This is a genomic window from Flavobacterium potami (genome assembly GCF_020026915.1).
Lineage (GTDB): Bacteria > Bacteroidota > Bacteroidia > Flavobacteriales > Flavobacteriaceae > Flavobacterium > Flavobacterium potami.
Genome location: NZ_JAINUY010000007.1, coordinates 140,332 through 159,142 on the forward strand (window position 1 = coordinate 140,332; position 18,811 = coordinate 159,142).

At 33.2% G+C, this 18,811-nt stretch carries 17 protein-coding genes and 2 tRNA genes; 12 read left to right on the forward strand and 7 right to left on the reverse strand.

The window, feature by feature from the left end:
- Positions 1 to 6: 6 nt before the first annotated feature.
- Positions 7 to 825: a type I methionyl aminopeptidase gene (map, locus tag K6T82_RS19420; RefSeq protein WP_223709641.1), complete on the reverse strand. Its 819-nt coding sequence runs from the start codon at positions 823 to 825 to the stop codon at positions 7 to 9.
- A gap of 211 nt (positions 826 to 1,036) precedes the next feature.
- Here map and K6T82_RS19425 point away from each other — a divergent pair, with 211 nt between their 5' ends.
- Positions 1,037 to 2,290 carry a DUF445 domain-containing protein gene (locus tag K6T82_RS19425; RefSeq protein ID WP_223709644.1) on the forward strand — a complete coding sequence of 418 codons (1,254 nt, stop codon included), beginning with the start codon at positions 1,037 to 1,039 and terminating at the stop codon, positions 2,288 to 2,290.
- A 189-nt stretch (positions 2,291 to 2,479) separates the two neighbouring features.
- Here K6T82_RS19425 and gpmI read toward each other — a convergent pair whose 3' ends face one another.
- Together gpmI and K6T82_RS19435 are read right to left on the reverse strand one after the other, a co-directional pair.
- Positions 2,480 to 3,997 carry a 2,3-bisphosphoglycerate-independent phosphoglycerate mutase gene (gene gpmI, locus K6T82_RS19430; protein WP_223709646.1) on the reverse strand — a complete coding sequence of 506 codons (1,518 nt, stop codon included), beginning with the start codon at positions 3,995 to 3,997 and terminating at the stop codon, positions 2,480 to 2,482.
- A 139-nt stretch (positions 3,998 to 4,136) separates the two neighbouring features.
- Complete coding sequence (locus tag K6T82_RS19435; RefSeq protein ID WP_223709648.1) at positions 4,137 to 6,566, reverse strand: DUF5916 domain-containing protein; 2,430 nt, start codon at positions 6,564 to 6,566, stop codon at positions 4,137 to 4,139.
- A 300-nt stretch (positions 6,567 to 6,866) separates the two neighbouring features.
- Between K6T82_RS19435 and K6T82_RS19440 the strand changes: the two genes are divergently transcribed.
- Positions 6,867 to 7,592 carry a murein L,D-transpeptidase catalytic domain family protein gene (locus tag K6T82_RS19440; protein ID WP_223709651.1) on the forward strand — a complete coding sequence of 242 codons (726 nt, stop codon included), beginning with the start codon at positions 6,867 to 6,869 and terminating at the stop codon, positions 7,590 to 7,592.
- On the opposite strand, the gene K6T82_RS19445 is transcribed toward K6T82_RS19440, so the two are convergent.
- Positions 7,581 to 9,161: a L,D-transpeptidase family protein gene (locus K6T82_RS19445; RefSeq protein WP_223709653.1), complete on the reverse strand. Its 1,581-nt coding sequence runs from the start codon at positions 9,159 to 9,161 to the stop codon at positions 7,581 to 7,583. The two genes, K6T82_RS19440 and K6T82_RS19445, sit on opposite strands and share 12 nt — an antisense overlap.
- Positions 9,162 to 9,163: 2 nt before the next feature.
- The gene (locus tag K6T82_RS19450) at positions 9,164 to 9,601 is read right to left on the reverse strand and encodes a GNAT family N-acetyltransferase (RefSeq protein WP_223709663.1); all 438 of its coding nucleotides are present in this window, start codon (positions 9,599 to 9,601) and stop codon (positions 9,164 to 9,166) included.
- 135 nt (positions 9,602 to 9,736) lie between these two features.
- On the opposite strand from K6T82_RS19450, the gene K6T82_RS19455 reads away from it, so the two are divergent.
- Both K6T82_RS19455 and K6T82_RS19460 read left to right on the forward strand, forming a co-directional pair.
- Positions 9,737 to 9,809: transfer RNA gene (locus K6T82_RS19455), tRNA-Gly, on the forward strand.
- Positions 9,810 to 9,880: 71 nt separating this feature from the next.
- Positions 9,881 to 9,953: transfer RNA gene (locus tag K6T82_RS19460), tRNA-Gly, on the forward strand.
- A 144-nt stretch (positions 9,954 to 10,097) separates the two neighbouring features.
- On the opposite strand, the gene pepE is transcribed toward K6T82_RS19460, so the two are convergent.
- A complete protein-coding gene (gene pepE, locus K6T82_RS19465) occupies positions 10,098 to 10,805 on the reverse strand; it encodes a dipeptidase PepE (protein ID WP_223709666.1) in 708 nt (235 codons plus the stop codon).
- 240 nt (positions 10,806 to 11,045) lie between these two features.
- On the opposite strand from pepE, the gene K6T82_RS19470 reads away from it, so the two are divergent.
- The 8 genes from K6T82_RS19470 (at position 11,046) to K6T82_RS19505 (ending at position 17,830) form a co-directional block, all read left to right on the forward strand.
- Positions 11,046 to 11,735, forward strand: coding sequence for a carboxypeptidase-like regulatory domain-containing protein (locus K6T82_RS19470; protein WP_223709668.1), 690 nt, complete (start codon positions 11,046 to 11,048; stop codon positions 11,733 to 11,735).
- Complete coding sequence (locus tag K6T82_RS19475; protein ID WP_223709670.1) at positions 11,722 to 12,492, forward strand: peptidase associated/transthyretin-like domain-containing protein; 771 nt, start codon at positions 11,722 to 11,724, stop codon at positions 12,490 to 12,492. The genes K6T82_RS19470 and K6T82_RS19475 overlap by 14 nt, the downstream gene beginning before the upstream one ends.
- A complete protein-coding gene (locus K6T82_RS19480) occupies positions 12,479 to 13,207 on the forward strand; it encodes a carboxypeptidase-like regulatory domain-containing protein (protein ID WP_223709672.1) in 729 nt (242 codons plus the stop codon). Before K6T82_RS19475 ends, K6T82_RS19480 begins: the two co-directional genes overlap by 14 nt.
- Positions 13,197 to 13,952, forward strand: coding sequence for a BamP family beta-barrel-assembly machinery protein (locus K6T82_RS19485; RefSeq protein WP_223709675.1), 756 nt, complete (start codon positions 13,197 to 13,199; stop codon positions 13,950 to 13,952). The genes K6T82_RS19480 and K6T82_RS19485 overlap by 11 nt, the downstream gene beginning before the upstream one ends.
- Entirely contained in the window at positions 13,949 to 14,455 is a 507-nt protein-coding gene (locus tag K6T82_RS19490; protein ID WP_223709677.1) for a DUF6702 family protein, read from the forward strand. The genes K6T82_RS19485 and K6T82_RS19490 overlap by 4 nt, the downstream gene beginning before the upstream one ends.
- A gap of 66 nt (positions 14,456 to 14,521) precedes the next feature.
- Complete coding sequence (locus tag K6T82_RS19495; protein WP_223709680.1) at positions 14,522 to 16,765, forward strand: M1 family metallopeptidase; 2,244 nt, start codon at positions 14,522 to 14,524, stop codon at positions 16,763 to 16,765.
- A gap of 154 nt (positions 16,766 to 16,919) precedes the next feature.
- Positions 16,920 to 17,267 (forward strand): Sec-independent protein translocase subunit TatA/TatB, encoded by a 348-nt coding sequence (locus K6T82_RS19500; protein WP_223709682.1) that lies wholly within the window; start codon positions 16,920 to 16,922, stop codon positions 17,265 to 17,267.
- Entirely contained in the window at positions 17,267 to 17,830 is a 564-nt protein-coding gene (locus K6T82_RS19505; RefSeq protein WP_223709684.1) for a phosphatase PAP2 family protein, read from the forward strand. Before K6T82_RS19500 ends, K6T82_RS19505 begins: the two co-directional genes overlap by 1 nt.
- Before the next feature lie 241 nt (positions 17,831 to 18,071).
- On the opposite strand, the gene K6T82_RS19510 is transcribed toward K6T82_RS19505, so the two are convergent.
- Positions 18,072 to 18,791 (reverse strand): phytanoyl-CoA dioxygenase family protein, encoded by a 720-nt coding sequence (locus K6T82_RS19510; protein WP_223709686.1) that lies wholly within the window; start codon positions 18,789 to 18,791, stop codon positions 18,072 to 18,074.
- Positions 18,792 to 18,811 lie beyond the last annotated feature (20 nt).

Genomic DNA, 18,811 nt, shown 5'->3' on the forward strand with positions numbered 1-18,811 from the left:
TAATAACTACAATACCAAAGGAACTTGTCTGAACTCATCTTCTTCGTTGCTTTCGATTCCTAAAGCTTTGTAGATGTATTGGAAAGTAGATAATAATTCTGGTTTTCCGTCAACTAAAGCTACATCGTGCTCAAAATGTGCACTAGGTTTTCCGTCAGCAGTCAAGATTGTCCAGCCGTCTTTCAGTTGTTTGATGTTTCTAGTTCCCATGTTGATCATTGGTTCGATTGCTACAACCATTCCTTCAACAAAAAGCTTTCCACGACCGCGTTTTCCGTAGTTTGGCATTTCTGGTTCTTCGTGCATTTTTTGCCCAACACCATGTCCAACCAATTCACGAACTACGCCGTAACCGTGAGCTTCAGTATATTTTTGAATCGCGTTTCCAACATCTTCCACACGATTTCCTGCTTTAAATTCTCTAATTCCAACGTAAAGAGATTCTTTAGTAATGCGTAAAAGTTTTTTAACTTCTGGTGCAACTTCTCCAATTTCGAAACTGTATGCGTGATCTCCGTGGTAGCCATTTTTGAAAGCACCACAATCAACCGAAATAACATCACCATTTTTTAGAGGAACATTATTAGGAATACCATGAACAACCTGAGCATTTGGGCTCATGCAAAGCGAATTCGGGAAATCGTACAATCCAAGGAAACTTGGAACAGCTCCGTGATCACGAATAAATTCTTCGGCTAATTTGTCAAGATATAATGTAGTTACTCCTTCTTTAATTTCAGAAGCAATCATTCCTAATGTTTTTGATACGATTAAAGCACTTTCGCGCATTAATTCGATTTCTTCTCTAGTTTTTTGGATAATCATATTTTTTCCATTTTTCAGTTCGCAAAAGTACAACTTTTCATGTGATTTTCATGTGATTTTTTTTGCCACGAATTTCACGAATTAACACGAATTAATATTTAAGAATTTAAAAAGCAGAAATTAGTGCAATTCGTGTAATTCGTGGCAAGCCCTTTTTTAACTTAAATTTTCAGCAAAAAGCCGTAAATTAGTAGTACAAACGTTTATAATTATGGAAACTATTACAGATCGAGATATAGAAAAAGTAAAGGCTCTTAAGAGAATGAAGAGAAATGCTTTGGGACTTTTGGGTATTGCAGTGTTATTGTTTTTAATTGCGATTTATTTTAAAATTCCGATGTTGCAGGCTTTTAGTGAAGCGGCAATGGTGGGCGGAATCGCCGATTGGTTTGCTGTTGTGGCATTGTTTCGTCATCCGATGGGAATTCCGATTTGGCACACAGCAATTATTCCGACCAAGAAAAATGAAATAGGAGAGAACCTTGGAAATTTTGTTTCGGAGGAATTTCTAGATCGTGAAAAAATGGAAATTAAACTAGATGAGTTTAATTTTGCGGTTAAGGCTTCAGACTGGATTTCGCAGGAAGAAAATGCCAATAAAATAGCTAGTGTTGTTGCCGTAAATATTATTCCTGGAATTTTAAGAACTATTAAAGATGAAGATGTCAAAAGATTTATTCAGGTTCAATTTAAAGAGAAAATAGAGGGTGTTAATTTCGGAAATTGGGTTGCTGTCGCTTTAGAACCTTTACAAAAAGGCAATTTAAAAGATGAAATGCTTACCAATCTTCTTGAAGTAATGAGTACCGAACTCAGCAATAATAAAGATTTAATAAGACAGAAAGTAAAAGCGTCGACTCCGTTGTTGAGTTTTGGATTGGCCGACAAAAAGATTACAGAAGGAGTTTTTAATGGTTTACAGGATTTTTTGAATGAAGCTAAAAAGCCTGAAAGCGCCGTGCGTTTAAAAATTGACGAATACATTTTTAATTTCTTAGAAAAGGTCAAAAACTCAGAAGAAATGAGAATTAAAATCAATGATATTATTTTGGGTTTTGTTGGAAAAAAAGAAGTTCAGGATTATATCAACGGAATTTGGGACGAAATAAAATTATCCATTACAAACGACTTGGATAAAGGTGACGATTCTTCTATAAAAAATAGCATTGCAGGATTGATTCAGACTTTTGGAAACGGAATTAAAGAAGATCAAATTATGATTGATAAAATCAATAATTTCATTAAAAACGATTTGTTGTCGGTTCTTTTAAATAATAAAAAAGTAATTGGAGATTTAATTTCGTCAACCGTAAAAAGCTGGGACGGAAAAGAAGTTTCGGAGAAATTAGAATTAGAAATTGGGAAAGATCTTCAATATATTAGAATAAACGGAACTTTGGTTGGAGGCTTTATTGGTCTTGTGATTTATGGTGTGGAGCAACTTTATCATCTTTTTATAATGTAATATCTGCAATCTTGTGTCATTGCGAGGAACGAAGCAATCACATCAAATTGTCGATTTACTAAGTGCGGTTGCTTCGTTCCTCGCAATGACAAAATGAGTAAAAACAAAAAGAGGCAAATTTTAAAATTTGCCTCTTTTTTTAAGTTCAATTTAAATGAACTTATATAACTTATATGGTTTAAAAACCTTTTACAAAAGCGAATGACAAGTCATTGCATTTGGCTGTTGAACTCCCATTAATTCTAAAATTGTTGGAGCGATATCACCTAAAACACCATCTTGAATGCTTTTCAATTCTTTGTCAACTAAAATAATTGGCACTGGGTTTGTTGTGTGAGCAGTGTTTGGAGATCCATCAGGATTAATCATCGTTTCGCAGTTTCCGTGATCTGCGATTACGATTGTAGTGTAATTATTAGCAAGAGCAGCGTCGATTACTTTTTTCGCGCAAGCGTCAACTGCTTCACAAGCTTTAATTGCAGCTTCCATAATTCCAGTGTGACCAACCATGTCTCCGTTTGCGAAGTTTAAACACACGAAATCAACTTCACCTTTGTTCAGTTCAGGAACAAGAGCATCAGCTAGTTCGTAAGCGCTCATTTCTGGTTGTAAATCGTAAGTTGCTACTTTTGGAGAGTTTCTTAAGATTCTAGATTCGCCTTCAAAAGGAGTTTCTCTTCCTCCAGAAAAGAAGAAAGTTACGTGTGGATATTTCTCCGTTTCAGCAATTCTGATTTGTTTTTTACCAGCTTTTTCTAAAACTTCACCAAGAGTTTCGGTAATATTATCTTTATTGTAAACCACTTTTACGTTTTGATACGTTTCGTCGTAGTTTGTCAATGTTACATAATATAGGTTTAGTTTGTGCATGTTTTGCTCATGGAAATCTTGCTGAGAAAGTGCCTCAGTAAGTTCACGACCTCTGTCTGTTCTAAAGTTGAAGAAGATTACAACATCACCTTCAACAATTGTAGCAAGAGGTTTTGCATTTTCATCAACAATAACAACTGGCTCGATAAATTCATCTGTTACATCTTTTGCGTAGCTGTCTAAAACACTTGCAACAGCATTTGTTGATGGAGTTCCAACACCGTTTACAACTAGATCGTAAGCTAATTTTACACGTTCCCAACGTTTGTCACGGTCCATTGCATAGTAACGCCCGATGATAGAAGCGATTTTTACTGGAGTATCTTTGATATAATCTTCTAAATCGTGAATGTATTTTCCGCCAGATTTAGGGTCAACATCACGTCCGTCTGTAAACGCGTGAATATAAACCTGATCTAAACCATATTCTTGAGAAGCATCGATTAATCCGCGAAGGTGTGAAGTATGTGAGTGAACACCACCATCTGAAACTAATCCTAAAAAGTGTACTTTTTTATTGTTGTCTTTAGCGTAAGTAAAAGCATCAATTAAAACTTGCTCTTTTGCTAAAGTTTTGTGTTCTACAGCTAAATTTATTTTGGCTAAATCTTGGTATACAATTCTTCCTGCACCAAGATTCATGTGTCCAACTTCGCTATTTCCCATTTGTCCTTCTGGCAAACCAACATTTAATCCGTCAGTTCTAAGTTGTGCGCTTGGATAATTTTTGTATAGACTGTTTATAAAAGGAACATTTGCATTGTCTATTGCAGATACTTTAGGGTCAGGAGATTTTCCCCAACCATCTAAAATCATAAGGATAACTTTTTTGTTCATTACTTTTTGTTTTTTACAAAGATAAGCCATTTCTAAAATAGGCAAGAAATGATTGTGACATTTATATTTAATAAAATGAAGCTTGACAAAAAATATTAAATTAATTGAAGAACTCTTTATTTTTTAAAATTAATTCACGCTAAGCTCTCTTTCTGACTTTATTTTTGACGGCGTTGTAGTCAATAAAGTATTTGACACTTATAGAAAAGATGTGTTTTAATGCGTCATTATTTAAAAGTCCGGAAACATTGTGTTTGAAATCTTTATCAATAATGCGCTCAAAATTAGCGGCATTATTTCGATATAAAGCAGAAAGCTGACTTCCAGGAGCAAACCACCAAGAATAAGATAAATCGGCATTCCAAGAATAAAAACTTGAATTTTTATTATCAGTATACTGTGGGTATGTACTAAGATCTCCGTCTGGATCTAGAATTAAAATATCTTTATTATCAGCATACGACCAATACTGACGAACGGCTAAATTAATTGTCATGGCGCTATTTATGGCATATTTTCCTCCCAAAGTATTAGAATAAGTAATCACGTTTCGATTGGCAAAAATGATGTCGTTTGGCGTACTTTCATTATTGTCGCCATCAATTTGATCGATGTAGCCTTTATTGTTGTTTTTTCTAATATAACTAAAGAAATAAGTCAGCAAAAGTTTATCACTGAAACGGTATCTTGGACCAATATCAAAGCCGTATGTCATACGGTCAGATTCATCAAATATATTAAAAGTACCATTTAAATCAATCGCGAACTTATGATTGTAATTGGTTGAAATACTTCCCCAGCTTTCTATTTTCCTCGGAATTGTAACGTATCTGTATTCGGCACGAGGCTCGTAATAATCGTTGATTTCTAAAGGATAAAAAGTGATTCCGCCTCCGTAATAATTGTTTTTTACTGTAGTCAAATTCAGATTTGCATTGATGCTGTTGTCCTGAAGCTTTCCAGATTCTTTATTGAATTCGGTATACATATTATAGTTGATCCTAAAAGTATTAAAACGCTTCGTTGGATTTAGAATTCTGTAATTGGCATTTCCGTAAAAATTATAATAATTCGTGTAGAAATTAATACCCAAATCATTCGGATCGTAATCTTTGGTAACAAAATCAGAACCTATACTATATCTGTAATTTCCGCTTGTTTCAGCAAAACCAATTGTAGAATAAAAGCCATTTTTGTCTTGAATGTCGTTTATTGTGCTGTATTTTACATTTCCATATAAACTATAAGTATTTGCTTTTGTGTTTAAATCCCAAGCAAGCCCTGTAACGTTTGCATCTCTAGTATGACCATTTCGAGTTACATTGGTATTAATAAAAGTAACGGATGAGTTTTTTCTAAAGCGCTGATCTAAAACCAATACATTATAATTGGTAAGCGGTTCAACAATTTCACGCCTTAATTCTCCAGTTTCGGTATTTTTTATAGTAGTAAAAGTCTTTTCTGTGACGGCATTCAAAACTCCGATTCCGAGTCCGTTTTTTGTTCTTCCTGATAATTTTAAGGCATTTACTAAGTTTACAGCAGCAGGTAATTCTATAATTTCTTCATTTTCATTTAACGAAGGATTGATTGATGGAGTGCCGCCAATTCTTCGTGAATAAAAAATACCACCTTTGCTAAATAAGTCGGTTCCTTCTGTAAAAAAGGCTCTATTTTCGTTAAACTGCTGTTCGAATGGGCCAAGATTTAAAATCTGATCATCATATTTTGTTTGTCCAAAATCTGGAATTAGAATGGCATCAACTGTAAAAGCATCAGTTATACCGTATTTAATATCCATTCCGCCTTTAATTGTTCCGTATGTTTTTTGTCCGTCAGAAGCGTTCAAATAATAAGAGGCATAAGGCATAAAAAACAATCGAGTAGGAGGTTTGATGTTTTCAATTCCTTCTAAAGTTCCCGCTTGTTGAGTAAAAGTGCCTATCTTTCTATCGACGAAATTCCAAGTATATTTATACCGTTCACGTTTGATTTCTCTAAAGAAATTAATTCCCCAGATTTGTTTGTTTTCTCCCGAAAAACGTAGTGCCGAGTAAGGAATTTTCATTTCGACAATCCATCCTTTTTCTGTCAAAGCCGCTTTACTGATCCAAACGGCGTCCCAAGAATAATCTTCTCCATTTGCATCGGTCATAATACAATCGCCCTGAACGTCGGCTGCAGAAACGTAAAACATAAAGTCCTGTTGTCCGTCATTAAAACCATTTATAAAGACACCAAAAAGATCTGCCGTTCCAAAATTATCACGTTGAGAGATTTCTTTTAAAATTTTAGAAGGCTCGTTATCATACATCATGGCTCCAATATAAATCGCATCATTATTATATACAACTTTAACCTCTGTGCGCTTTTCGTACGGAATCGCTTTACCATTGTCTGGTTCCAACATAATAAAGTCTGTGGCGATCGGTACATTTTCCCAGGCTGGCTCGTCTAGTTTTCCGTCAATAGAAATGGCATGAGAAGTTACTTGTGCCCGAATTGATTTTTTCTGGCCATAACTGCATACAGTTGCTATTAGAAAACCAAGATAAAACAGCTTTTTCATTTATGTTTTTATACGAAATAATTATAAAAGTACTTTAATATAGGAATTATAGACTTCATTTTGTTCTATTTGTTACAGTTGAAGTTTCAAAATTTCCACAAAATTTGGTTTTTTTTAAGGAAATAGCTCAAAATGTTAGGTTTTTAAGCGTAAGATAAAATCTTACAGAAAAGGCATTTTTTTGTTAATTATGTTAAAGTTTAGGCAAAAAAGACCTGAAAATCAGGGTTGTATTTTGCAAGGGATGAATTTTTTCTACTTTTGCCTTACCCAAATTTTTGTTTAACCTAAAGAATTTCAATGATTTACAAGATTTATCCGTTATTTGTGTTTTTACTGTTGTCTTTTGGAAAAGAAACTAATCACACTACCGATCTAAAAAAGAACGCTACTGAAAAAACGATTGCAAAAGTTGAAAATGTAACTGTTGATTCAAAAATCGAAAGCGTTTACAGTGCCCTTAATTCAAACAATTTTAAAATGCCTGAACTTAAAACTTTTTCGGAAGCTTTAAAAGGATTTTATTTGTTGAAAGAGAGAGGAGTTATCAAGAAAAATATCTTGACTCTTATTGATTTTAGTTTGTCATCAAATACGAAACGTTTGTGGGTTATTGATTTGACAACGAATACCATTTTGTATAATTCGCTTGTAGCTCACGGAAGAAATACTGGAGAAGAATTTGCTTCAGCATTTTCTAATCTTAATTCTTCTTTCAAAAGTAGTTTAGGATTTTACGCTACAGGAGAAATTTACCAAGGAAAACATGGGGCTTCTCTACGTTTAGATGGTTTGGAAAATGGTGTAAATGACAATGCTCGCGAAAGAGGTGTTGTAATGCATGGTGCAGATTATGTATCAGAATCGTTCATTAGAGATCACAAACGATTAGGTAGAAGCCAGGGGTGCCCTGCTCTTCCTGTTGGAATCACAAATGAAATTATTCAATTAATAAAAGATAAATCGTGTTTATATATTTATCATCCATCAAGAAGTTTCGCGATGGAAGAGAGGCTAATTTCTTAATTTAGCATATAAATCCGAATCTAGATTATAAATATCAGCTCTGAACAAGAGCTGATTTTTTTTGCTCCAAGCTGTCCAATACCACTGATACAAAGCATATTTTTTAGTTATCTTGAAACTCATTGTTTTTTTAGTGGCAATAATAGTATCAATTCTATCTTGAGGCCAATTTCCATCAACATCTAAAATATGCTGCGCCAGTTCCAGCGGATTTTCAACACGAACACAACCAGAACTCATGGAACGATTATTTCGTCCAAAAATATTGCGGTGATTGGTATCGTGAAGGTAAACACTATGATGGTTTGGAAATAAGATTTTCATTAAGCCCAAAGAATTGGAATATCCCGGACTTTGTACATAACGATAATTATTAGGTTTGTTTTCATTCCAATTTACGGGATCAACAACATTTCCTGATGAATCGAAAATTGTGATGTTTTTCTTGGCTAAATAATTTCTATTGCGTTTCATTGCAGGAACAACATCTTCTTTTAAAATAGTGGGAGGAACCGTCCAAGTCGGATTAAAAACTACTGTTTTTAATACAGAAGTAATAACAGGAGTTCTTCTTTTGCTGGTTCCAACAACGACATTTCTAACCAAAGTTGTGTCTTGACTTTCAACAACATTCAAGCTGTAATCAGGGATATTAATAATAAAATAATTTTCAGCAAATTCACTTGGGTACCATCTCCAGCGTTCTAAATTGGCGATAATCTGTTCTTTCCTTTTTTCTTTAGAATAATTTAAAGCTTTAACGGTTCCCACACCTATAACGCCGTCTGCAGCTAAACCATGCCTTTCCTGAAATTTTTTAACCGCTTCAAAGGTTTTACTGTCGTATATCTTTGTCAGACTATCTCTTCCGACCATATCATTCCAATATCGCAATCTTTTTTTTATGTTTATTAATGCAGGATTGGTGTCGTTTAAAACGATTTTTTCGACAGATTCAATATTTTGAACATTGTCCTCAGGAAATTTATTGATGATTTCTAAAGCTTTTATTAACTCTTTGTAAACTTGAGTTTTAGGTTGGATATTGTCAACAACACTGTCCAGTTTGTTTTTGTTGAAAGCTTTAATCAAAACGCTATTTACATCAAAAGTTTTTTCTTCTAGATCCCAGTTGCCATAAAGTTTTTTTGGATCTAACTTTCCTTTGTATAAATCATTTAAATATTTTTCGAAATTATAGGTCAATAAAATGTCGTAAGTAGCCAAATCTTTGTCGCTAAGAGAGCTAAGTCGGGCTTCAAATTTTTTTAATTGAGAAGCTTTGTAATCTTCTGGTTCCAAGCCTAACTCGTCTGATTTTTCCAATTGAGACAATACATATTTTCGCTTTTGGAGATTTCCCCAAACGGTTTGATTTTCAGAAGCTATGTAGAATTGTTTCAGTGTTTCACTCTTAAATGTGCCAATTGTAGCAGTGTCGATATTAACTTTTCTTTCATCAGTAAGTATGATTGCTGGCGCCTTTTTTGGGACAAGAACGGGTTTTGGAGTGTCTTTTTTACACCCCACAACAACGCATATTATTACTAAAAAGTAAAGTTTTTTCATAGTTATATTTTTTTAAACATCAAATAATGTTCGCCAACGTCTTTAATATCAAATGCTTTACCTAGGGGTTGGTAATTCATTTTTTGATAAAAGCCAACAGCAGCTGTTCTGGCGTTAAACCAAATCAAATCAACTTTATTTTCATTGCAGTAGGTTTCACAATGTCTAACTAAAGCCTCTCCAAATCCCATTTTTTGGTGTGTGTCCAACACAGCCATTCCTCGAATTTGAGCTTGATTTTGCTCGGCAAATATAGTGTTGATTTTTTGAAACAAGGAAATAATTCCTATTAATTTTTCATTAATAAATAACCCAAAATGGTGAGTTGTTTCTAAATCGTCTCCTTCGAATATACAACTTTCAATTGGTTTTCCCGCTCTTAAAACTGGTTGGCGAACGATAAAAGTTTCTTTTGAGGTGATTTCTCTAATTGTCATCATGATTTTTTTAAAAAATATTGCATTTATAACTTTTTAATTTTAAATAAGTTATAAATAATTGTTGTTTTTAATTGAAATTTTTTGCGAAAAAGCTTGTTTTGAACTGAACTTTCTTTCTATATTTGCACCACCAATGCGAAAGTAGCTCAGTTGGTAGAGCTCCAGCCTTCCAAGCTGGTTGTCGCGAGTTCGAGCCTCGTCTTTCGCTCTAAAAATAAATAATTTTTAGATTTTTATTTTTTTAGAAATTAAAATTATTTATATTTGCACCCTGTTAATGCGAAAGTAGCTCAGTTGGTAGAGCTCCAGCCTTCCAAGCTGGTTGTCGCGAGTTCGAGCCTCGTCTTTCGCTCTTCAAAAGCCTCAAGCATTGTTTGAGGCTTTTTTGTTTTTATTCCTTTTTAATTTTTGAACCATATAAGTGATGTAAGTAAATTAAGTTTTTTGCTTGCGCTATATTTGATTAAAACTTATATGACTTATATGGTTTTGAAAATTATTTCAGATTACTTAAATCGCTTTCTGTTTCTAATTCTTCTGGCTCTTGGTTTTGTCTGAACAAGCGAGCTTTAAGATCTCCTTTTAAAGTAATTTTTTCGCCTTTAACTTCTAGCCAGCTTCCTTCTCTTAAACCTAAAACCGGAATTGAGTTAAATGCGTGAAATTCTTTAATTCTTGTTTCGCGTGTTTCGCCCATATGTTTAGATTGTAAATCGGCGTCTAAATAATGTGGGTTTAAATTAAACGGAATTAATCCTAAAGTCTGAAAACTTGGAGGATAAATGATAGGCATGTCGTTTGTGGTCTGCATTGATAAACCGCAAATATTGCTTCCTGCACTAGAACCTAAATATGGTGTACCGCTTTTTACAGTTTCAGCAAGCAACTGCATGATGTTGTTTTTGTAAAGTTGTGTTACAAGCAAAAAAGTATTACCGCCTCCTGTAAAAATTCCTTCCGCATTTTTTAAAGCTTCATGTGGATTCTCGTATTCGTGAATTCCGGTTACTTTAATTTCGATTTTAGCAAATGCTTCTGCTGCTTTTTTGGTGTATTCGTCATGCGAAATACCGCTTGGACGAGCATAAGGAATAAATAAAATGCTTTTGCAGTTTTGGAAATGCTCTTGCAATGTTGGTAAAATATATTCTAAATAATCTCCTCCGTGTAAGGTTGAGGTGCTTGCGATGATAATACTTTTCATGATTTTTAACTGGTAATTTTGTTTGTTAAAGGTATTAAAAAGTCTGTTTTTATGTGAATTTCCGTGATTTTAATTAACATTTTTTTACCAAGTCATTAATACTAAATTTGGAGCATATTAGGATATTTTTACCGTTTTAAGAATATTTTAATTTATTTCATTTTGATTCACAAAATTACTTGCTTTTTAATTATTGTTTTGGGACAAAACAGTTGGTCTCAAATACAAGACCGATCTCTGATGAATGGAAAAGTTGAATCAAATGCTTCAGATTTAAGCGGTATTTATGTGATTAATGCTCAAACGGAAGAAACCGTAACAACAGATGTTTCGGGATCGTTTTCGATTTTGGCTAAAGCAGACGATGTGCTAGTTTTTTCTTCGATCAGTTATAAGGAGAAAAGAGTGATGTTGAAAACCGAAGATTTCTCTAATCTTAATTTTACAGTTAAACTTGCTATGTTGATGTATCAATTGCAGGAGGTTGTGATAAAAAAATATGATAATATCAATGCTGAGAGTTTAGGGATAATTCCGATGGGGCAAAGAAAATTTACTGCTGCTGAAAGAAAATTAGAAACAGCAACAGCGCTAAATGCTACAGCAAATGGAGGAGGAATGGTAGGTGGATCTATTTCGGCAGATCCTTTGTTGAATTTTTTCTCTGGAAGAACGGCAATGTTGAAAAAGGAAGTTGCGGTCGAAAAAAAGGAATTTTTTATGAAATTGCTTGAAAATATGTTTAGTCTTGAACATTTTATTGATCGACTGAAAATTCCGGCTGAATATGTGAAAGGATTTGAGTATTATGCAATTGAAAATGATAAGTTTACCGTAATCTTAAATTCTAAAAATAAAACTTCTACAGAATTTTTGTTAGGAGAATTGGCAGTAAAATATAAAGAGATGATTGCCGATGGAGGTAAGTAAAGCTGTATCAGTTGTGTTTTTTGTGTTTTTTGCTCAAACTGGTTTTGGGCAAGTGGAAACTAGGCAGTTGTATGGGAGAATAATGAGGCAGTCATCTTCAATTGAAGGGGTAAATATTGTTAATAATAATTCTCAAATAGCTGCAGTTTCAAATATTGAAGGAGATTTTTCTATAGCAGTTAAAGAAGGAGATGTGTTTGTTTTTTCTGCTGTGAATTTAAATCCGGTGAAAAAGCGAATTACACAAAATGATATGGTTTCTTCTCAGTTGTTTATTGTTGAAATGACAACAAAAGAGGTAGAGTTGCAAGAGGTTGTTGTTAACGAGAATGCAAATATCACGGCTGAGAATTTAGGAATTATTCCTAAAGGTCAGAAAAAATATACTCAGGCGGAAAGGCAATTGGCTACAGCAGGAGATTTTAAGCCGATTATGTTGCTTGGTCTTTTGGGAGGATCGATGCAACTTGATCCATTGATTAATAAGATTAATGGAAGGACAAAAAGATTGAAAGCAAATGTCGAAATAGAGAAAAGAGAAAAAAATCTATTACAGTTAGGTTATTTGTTTGATGAGACTTATTTTATTCAAAAGTTGAATATAACAAAAGATAATGTAAACGAATTCAAGCTTTATGCCATCGAAAATGATGAGTTTTGCACTTTAATGAATTCAAAAAATAAAACTTCGACAGAATTTCTTTTAGGGGAATTGGCTGTAAAGTATAAAGAAATAAAAGCCAGTGAAAATAAGTAAAGTAATATCAATATTAGTTCTTTTGTGTTTTGTTCAAATGAGTTTTGGGCAGAAAACCGATTTAAAGCAGTTAATTGGAAAAATAGTTGAACATTCTACTCCAATTGAAGGAATTAATATTATCAATAATGCAACTCAGGTTGCCACTGCCTCTGATGCTGAAGGTAATTTTTCGATGATGGTAAAAGAAGGGGATGTGTTGGTTTTTTCTGCGGTAAATTTAGAGCCACTTCAACATCGAGTTGTTTCTGGTGATCTGTATCCTAATGTTTTAGTGGTTAGAATGACGGCAAAAGAAGTTGAATTGAAAGAAGTTGTGGTGAATGAAAATGCAAATATTACAGCTGAAAATTTAGGGATAATTCCGTACGGACAAAAAAAATACACTCCTGCAGAAAGAAAAGTTTATACAGCCACTTCTACTTCGGTCGATAAGCTTTTGAATGCAATTTCTGGGCGAACTTCAATGTTGAAAAAAGAGGTTAATGTTGAGAAAAAAGAAGCGCTTTTTAGAAAACTAGAATATCTTTTTGAAGAGAATTATTACACAGACAGATTGAAGATTCCTGTTGATGATATTAAAGGATTTCAATTATTTTGTGTGGATGATGCTGATTTTGCTGTATCTTTGAATAGTAAAAACAAAACAATGAGTATGTTTTTAATCACAGATCTAGCAAGAAAATATCTAACAATTCTCGAAAATGAAAAATAAATTAGGAGTACTCGTTGTCTGCTTATTTTGTCAAATTGTATTAGGGCAAAACGGTTCAAGGAAGCCATTACATGGTCAGGTTTTAAATGATTTTTTAGCCATTGAAAGTGGTTACGTAATGAATATTAATGCCAACGTAAGAACATTTATAGGTTCTGGTGGTTTGTTTGATATCATGGCGCGGCCTAAAGATACTTTGTTGTTTTCTGGTTTGGCGTTTCAATCCAAAAAAATCGTTTTAACAGAAAAGGATTGTGCAGAGATTCTCTTTAAAGTAAAATTAGATTTGGTTAATAATCAGCTTAAGGAGGTTGTTGTTAATAAAGAATTGAAGGTTAAAGCGCTTGGAGGCGGTTCTCAAAAAGTCGTTGATATGCAGTTTGAAGATGATAAACAGTCTACAGCTAAAAATACCGCAATGCTTTCAGATCAGACTATTAAATACGGAATGGATTTTGTCCGCATTTTTAAAGATGTGAAAAAACTGCTTAAGAAAAAAGAAGACGTTGGTGATGAGGAAGTTACGGATATCGCTTTTGTAGAATATGCGAAAGATAATTTTACAAAAGACTTTTACACCAAGACATTGAATCTTAAAGAAGACGAAATAGAGTTGTTTTTAATGTATTGTTCAAACGATCCGCATTCAAAACAAATGGTTGATCCTGACCAGAAATTTCAGTTGATAGATTTCATGATTAACAAGAATAAAGAATTTAAGAAAGCGGCTCCTGGTCAAAAATGAAAAATAAATTAGTTTACTGTTTGCTGGCGGTTGTGTTTGTGTTATCATCAGCATTTACCTTCCACAAATTTTATGTGGGAGTTTTTCAGGTCAATTATGCAGCTGAGAAAAAGATGCTTCAGATTACTTCCCGCATTTTTATTGATGATTTAAATAATGCGATGGAAAAGAAATATCATAAAAAAACATTTGTCGGTACAAGCAAAGAAACCCAGGCAGATATTGATTTGTTCAAAAAATATCTTTCTGAAAATTTTTCAATAAAAGTAAACGGTCAATCCAAAACAATAACTTATTTGTCTAAAGAAATCGAAGCAGATGATGTGCTGGTTTGTTATTCAAGAATTACGAATATTGATAAATTCAAAACATTAGAAATTACGAATACAATGTTAGTAGATTGGAATTCAGAACAACAAAACATTACACATATTTCAGCATTTGATACCAAAAAGAGCGTTCTTTTTACAGAATCTTCAAGGAAGGAAGTGTTAAAATATTAAATGAACTTAGGAAATTATGTTTTAATTATTATTTTCACAGCCTGACAAATTACCATTAAAATTTTTATGAAAAAGCTTTCATTATTATTACTTTTTCCTGCAATGTTGGTTGCACAAGAGAAAGCAGCAACAGCCCCTGTTAGGCAACAAGGGAAATACGATACCAATAAGTTCAGCCAAATGTACGATCTGTTGGCGACTCCAAATATGTTTCGTACGGCTTCTGGTGCTCCAGGACCGGCTTATTACCAACAACAGGCAGATTATAAAATTGATATTGAATTAGACGATAAAAATTCAAAATTAAGCGGATCTGAAACAATAACTTACAGTAATAATTCTCCAGATTCTTTGGAGTATTTATGGGTACAGTTGGATCAAAATCAGGCAAAAGCCAACACACAAACTTCATTAGCAGAAAGTGATAAGATTAGTCAGGTTTTACCACTTGATGGTTTTTCTTCTAAATATTTGAAAAAAGATTTGGAACGCGGTTTTAATATTGAACAAGTTAAAGATGCAAAAGGAAATGCAATGTCGTACACGATCAATGAAACGATGATGCGTATCAACTTGACTTCACCATTAAAACCAGGAGAAAAAATTTCGTTTTCAGTAAAATGGTCGTATAATATCAACAATTATAGAAAAGAAGGTGGTCGTTCAGGATATGAAGCGTTCGAAAAAGACGGAAATAAATTGTATGTAATCGCTCAGTTCTATCCAAGAATGGCGGTTTATAATGATGTTGAAGGATGGCAGAATATGCAGTTCTGGGGAAGCGGAGAGTTTGCTCTTCCTTTCGGAAACTTTGATGTAAATATTACAGTTCCTGCAGATCACGTAATTGATGCTACTGGAGAATTAATGAATAGAAGTGAAGTTTTTACTGCAGAACAAGTAAAAAGATACGAACAAGCTCAAAAATCATTTGATAAACCAGTTGTTATTGTAACACAAGCAGAGGCAGAAGCGGCTGAAAAAGGTTTTTCTGAAAAGAAAAAAACATGGAAATTCAGTGCTAAAAATGTTCGTGATTTCGGAATTGCTTCTTCTAGAAAATTCATTTACGATGCAATGGCTGTAAAAATTGGAAACAGAACTGTTATGGCAGAATCGGTTTATCCAAAAGAATCAAATCCACTTTGGGGAGAAACTTCGACTATGGTTGTGGCACATACTTTAAAAAGTTATTCTGCACATACTTTTGATTATCCGTATCCAAAAGCAGTTTCGGTTTCAGCAGAAGATCAAGGAATGGAATATCCGATGATTTGCTGGAATTACGGTCGTCCAGACGAAAATGGTGTAACAAGCAAAGAAGTTAAAAACGGAATGATTGGTGTTGTAATTCATGAAGTTGGACACACTTTCTTCCCAATGATTGTAAATTCAGACGAGCGTCAATGGACTTGGATGGATGAAGGTTTAAATTCATTTTTAGAATATCTGGCAGAGCAGGAATGGGATTCAAATTTCCCTTCAAGAAGAGGGCCGGCGAAAAATATTGTTCCTTATATGAGTGGTGATCAAAAGTTTTTGGAGCCGATTATGTCGAACTCAGAAACGATTCATCAATTTGGGAATAATGCTTACGGGAAACCAGCTACAGGACTTAATATTTTGAGAGAAGTGGTGATGGGAAGAGAATTATTCGATCACGCATTCAAAACGTATGCAAACAGATGGAAATTCAAACACCCAACTCCAGAAGATTTCTTCAGAACTATGGAAGATGCTTCTGCAGTAGATTTGGATTGGTTTTTTAGAGGATGGTTTTATTCAACTGATTTCGTAGATATCGGAATTAAAGAAGTAAAACAATATTATGTTTCAGAAAACCCAACCACTGATCTTAAAAATGTAAAAGTGAGAAAAGGCCGTTTCGGATTTGAAAAAGGACCTTTCGTTTATCTTGTTGCAGGAGATAACACAGAAGTTAGTGCGTCTTCTAAAAAAGCTTTAAAAATTGAAGATATTAAACCTTTGGCAGATTATGTAAACCAAACTTTTACAGCTGAAGAAAAAGCTAGTATAAAATCGCCTAAATATTTCTACGAAGTAGAATTTAATAAACCAGGCGGAATGATTATGCCGATTTTAGTTGAGATTACGTATGAAGATGGTTCAAAAGATAATTACAAATATCCTGCTCAAATTTGGAGAAAAGGTAATGAATCTGCAAGAAAAGTTTACGCTACAACAAAAGCAATTAAGAGTATTCAAATTGATCCGCGATTACTAACAGCAGATATTGACGTGACCAATAATGCATGGCCAAAAGTAGAAACGAAGTCAAAATTTGACTAAATAAATAAAAAGAAATGCTGAAAAAGTTCATCTGGTTTGAGAATGCCAGATGAACTTTTTCTTTTTATAAATGTATTTTAAAGGACTTTTTAAGTTAATTTTAAAACTCTAAGCTGCAAAATTTAATATCTTTGCGACAACAAAAATAAAAGTTATGTTTGGTATAGGAGGAGGAGAATTAATTTTCATACTGTTTATAGTGCTAATGCTTTTCGGTTCTGATAAAGTGCCGGAAATTGCCCGTACGATGGGAAAAGCTATGGCGCAGTTAAAAAATGCAACCAATGATATTAAAAGTGAAATTCAAAAAGGAGCAGAGGCAAATGGTCTTGATTCTAAATTTTTGAATGATATTACTGGAAATATCAATGCAGAAATTAATAATGCGAAATCTAATTTACTTGGAGATACAGGAAATTTATTAGGAGAAACAACTAATGAAATCGAAAAGGTAAAAGAAGATATTGATTCGCTTTCCGGACCTATTAAACGCCAAAGATAATGCTTGAAACAATAAAGGAGTTAGATAAAAATCTCTTAATATACCTTAACGGATTAGGATCTGAAACTTATGATGGTTTGTGGCTGTTTATTACAAATCAGTTGTATTGGACACCATTTTTTTTATTTCTGTTCTATCTTATCTATAAAAAAGTTGGTGGAAAACAAACATTGTATTTGTTGCTTTTTATTGCCATTTTGATCGCTTTTACAGATCAGACTTGTAATTTGTTTAAACATACTTTCCAACGTTTACGTCCTTGTAATGATCCTGAAGTAAACACTATTATTAGAGTTGTTCAGGTTAGAAAATCTTTTAGCTTTTTCTCTGGACATGCTGCAAATACAATGGCAGTAGCGACTTTCTTATTTTGGGTTTTAAGACGTTATTTTAAATATATTGGCTTCCTGTTTCTATGGCCTTTAATTTTTGCTTACAGCCGAATTTATTTAGGATTGCATTTTCCAGGCGATATTCTTGCTGGATATTTCTTTGGAGCACTTTTCGGATCACTAATTTATCTAGTGTACAGAAAGTTGAAACCACAATATTTTCCAGGATAAGTTTTTTTTAAAAGATGCTAAGGTTCTGAGATACTAAGATTCTAAGTTTTTCTTTTAACTTGTTATGAAGTTTACATGAATTGCCTCCAGATTTATCTGGAGGTTTCTAAATAAAATAGAAAAGGCTTTAGCCAAATACAACTCGTATTTTGGCTAAAGCCTTTTCTTTTAGATCAATATTATATCTCCAGCTAAAGCTGGAGGCAATTCATATAAATTTTTATGTGTAGTTAAAAAAAAACTAATTTAGAATTGTTTTTTCGCTCCATTCTAATCCATTTGGAAGTTGTTGTCTACTAAATTCGATATGAATAACTCTTCTTCTTTCATTGTTTGTTGTTTTGTTTGATGCATGAAATAATAGTGGTTTCATAATCATAATACCTCCTTTTTCAACTTCACAAATTGTTTCTTTTTCATTTTCAAAATCAAGATTTTCAATTCTTAAAACTCCTTTTGAATGGGAATTGTTGATTACTTTTAAAGCTCCGTTGTCTTTTGTTGTGTTGTCAATATGAATTCTGATTGTGAAATTATTTTCTAGTATTTCTGTAGGAGGTTGAACCGCAAATTGGTTTTGTTTTACGGTCCAGTTTTCAAAATTTTCTATTTCAATTTTTTGATTAACAGAAATTGTCAAATCTTGATGGTAAGCTACAAACCAATTTGATTTTTCTGGTTTATCGAAATAGATTGATTTCGTTATAAAAAAGCCTTCACCAAATGTAGATTCAATAATGTTCTGTAAGTTTTTATTAAAAATAAACGCTAGAGTTTCAGGTACTTCTTTATGAAATTGTCTAATCGCAAATAAATCCTGAGATTTTCTGAAAGTAGCATTTTCTTGATTATTTGCAGTTTTGTTTTCAATCAGCGAAATTATATTTTCAATTTCATTTTCTGTAAAAACATTATTTATTATTGAAAAACCTTCGGTATCAATTTGATTTAAATAACTCATTTTAATTACTTTTAAACATA

Excerpts from the sequence above, each read along its gene's own strand:
- map (WP_223709641.1), bottom strand. The coding sequence starts at position 825 with ATGATTATCCAAAAAACTAGAGAAGAAATCGAATTAATGCGCGAAAGT.
- K6T82_RS19425 (WP_223709644.1), top strand. The coding sequence starts at position 1,037 with ATGGAAACTATTACAGATCGAGATATAGAAAAAGTAAAGGCTCTTAAG.
- gpmI (WP_223709646.1), bottom strand. The coding sequence starts at position 3,997 with ATGAACAAAAAAGTTATCCTTATGATTTTAGATGGTTGGGGAAAATCT.
- K6T82_RS19435 (WP_223709648.1), bottom strand. The coding sequence starts at position 6,566 with ATGAAAAAGCTGTTTTATCTTGGTTTTCTAATAGCAACTGTATGCAGT.
- K6T82_RS19440 (WP_223709651.1), top strand. The coding sequence starts at position 6,867 with ATGATTTACAAGATTTATCCGTTATTTGTGTTTTTACTGTTGTCTTTT.
- K6T82_RS19445 (WP_223709653.1), bottom strand. The coding sequence starts at position 9,161 with ATGAAAAAACTTTACTTTTTAGTAATAATATGCGTTGTTGTGGGGTGT.
- K6T82_RS19450 (WP_223709663.1), bottom strand. The coding sequence starts at position 9,601 with ATGATGACAATTAGAGAAATCACCTCAAAAGAAACTTTTATCGTTCGC.
- pepE (WP_223709666.1), bottom strand. The coding sequence starts at position 10,805 with ATGAAAAGTATTATCATCGCAAGCACCTCAACCTTACACGGAGGAGAT.
- K6T82_RS19470 (WP_223709668.1), top strand. The coding sequence starts at position 11,046 with ATGAATGGAAAAGTTGAATCAAATGCTTCAGATTTAAGCGGTATTTAT.
- K6T82_RS19475 (WP_223709670.1), top strand. The coding sequence starts at position 11,722 with ATGGAGGTAAGTAAAGCTGTATCAGTTGTGTTTTTTGTGTTTTTTGCT.
- K6T82_RS19485 (WP_223709675.1), top strand. The coding sequence starts at position 13,197 with ATGAAAAATAAATTAGGAGTACTCGTTGTCTGCTTATTTTGTCAAATT.
- K6T82_RS19490 (WP_223709677.1), top strand. The coding sequence starts at position 13,949 with ATGAAAAATAAATTAGTTTACTGTTTGCTGGCGGTTGTGTTTGTGTTA.
- K6T82_RS19495 (WP_223709680.1), top strand. The coding sequence starts at position 14,522 with ATGAAAAAGCTTTCATTATTATTACTTTTTCCTGCAATGTTGGTTGCA.
- K6T82_RS19500 (WP_223709682.1), top strand. The coding sequence starts at position 16,920 with ATGTTTGGTATAGGAGGAGGAGAATTAATTTTCATACTGTTTATAGTG.
- K6T82_RS19505 (WP_223709684.1), top strand. The coding sequence starts at position 17,267 with ATGCTTGAAACAATAAAGGAGTTAGATAAAAATCTCTTAATATACCTT.
- K6T82_RS19510 (WP_223709686.1), bottom strand. The coding sequence starts at position 18,791 with ATGAGTTATTTAAATCAAATTGATACCGAAGGTTTTTCAATAATAAAT.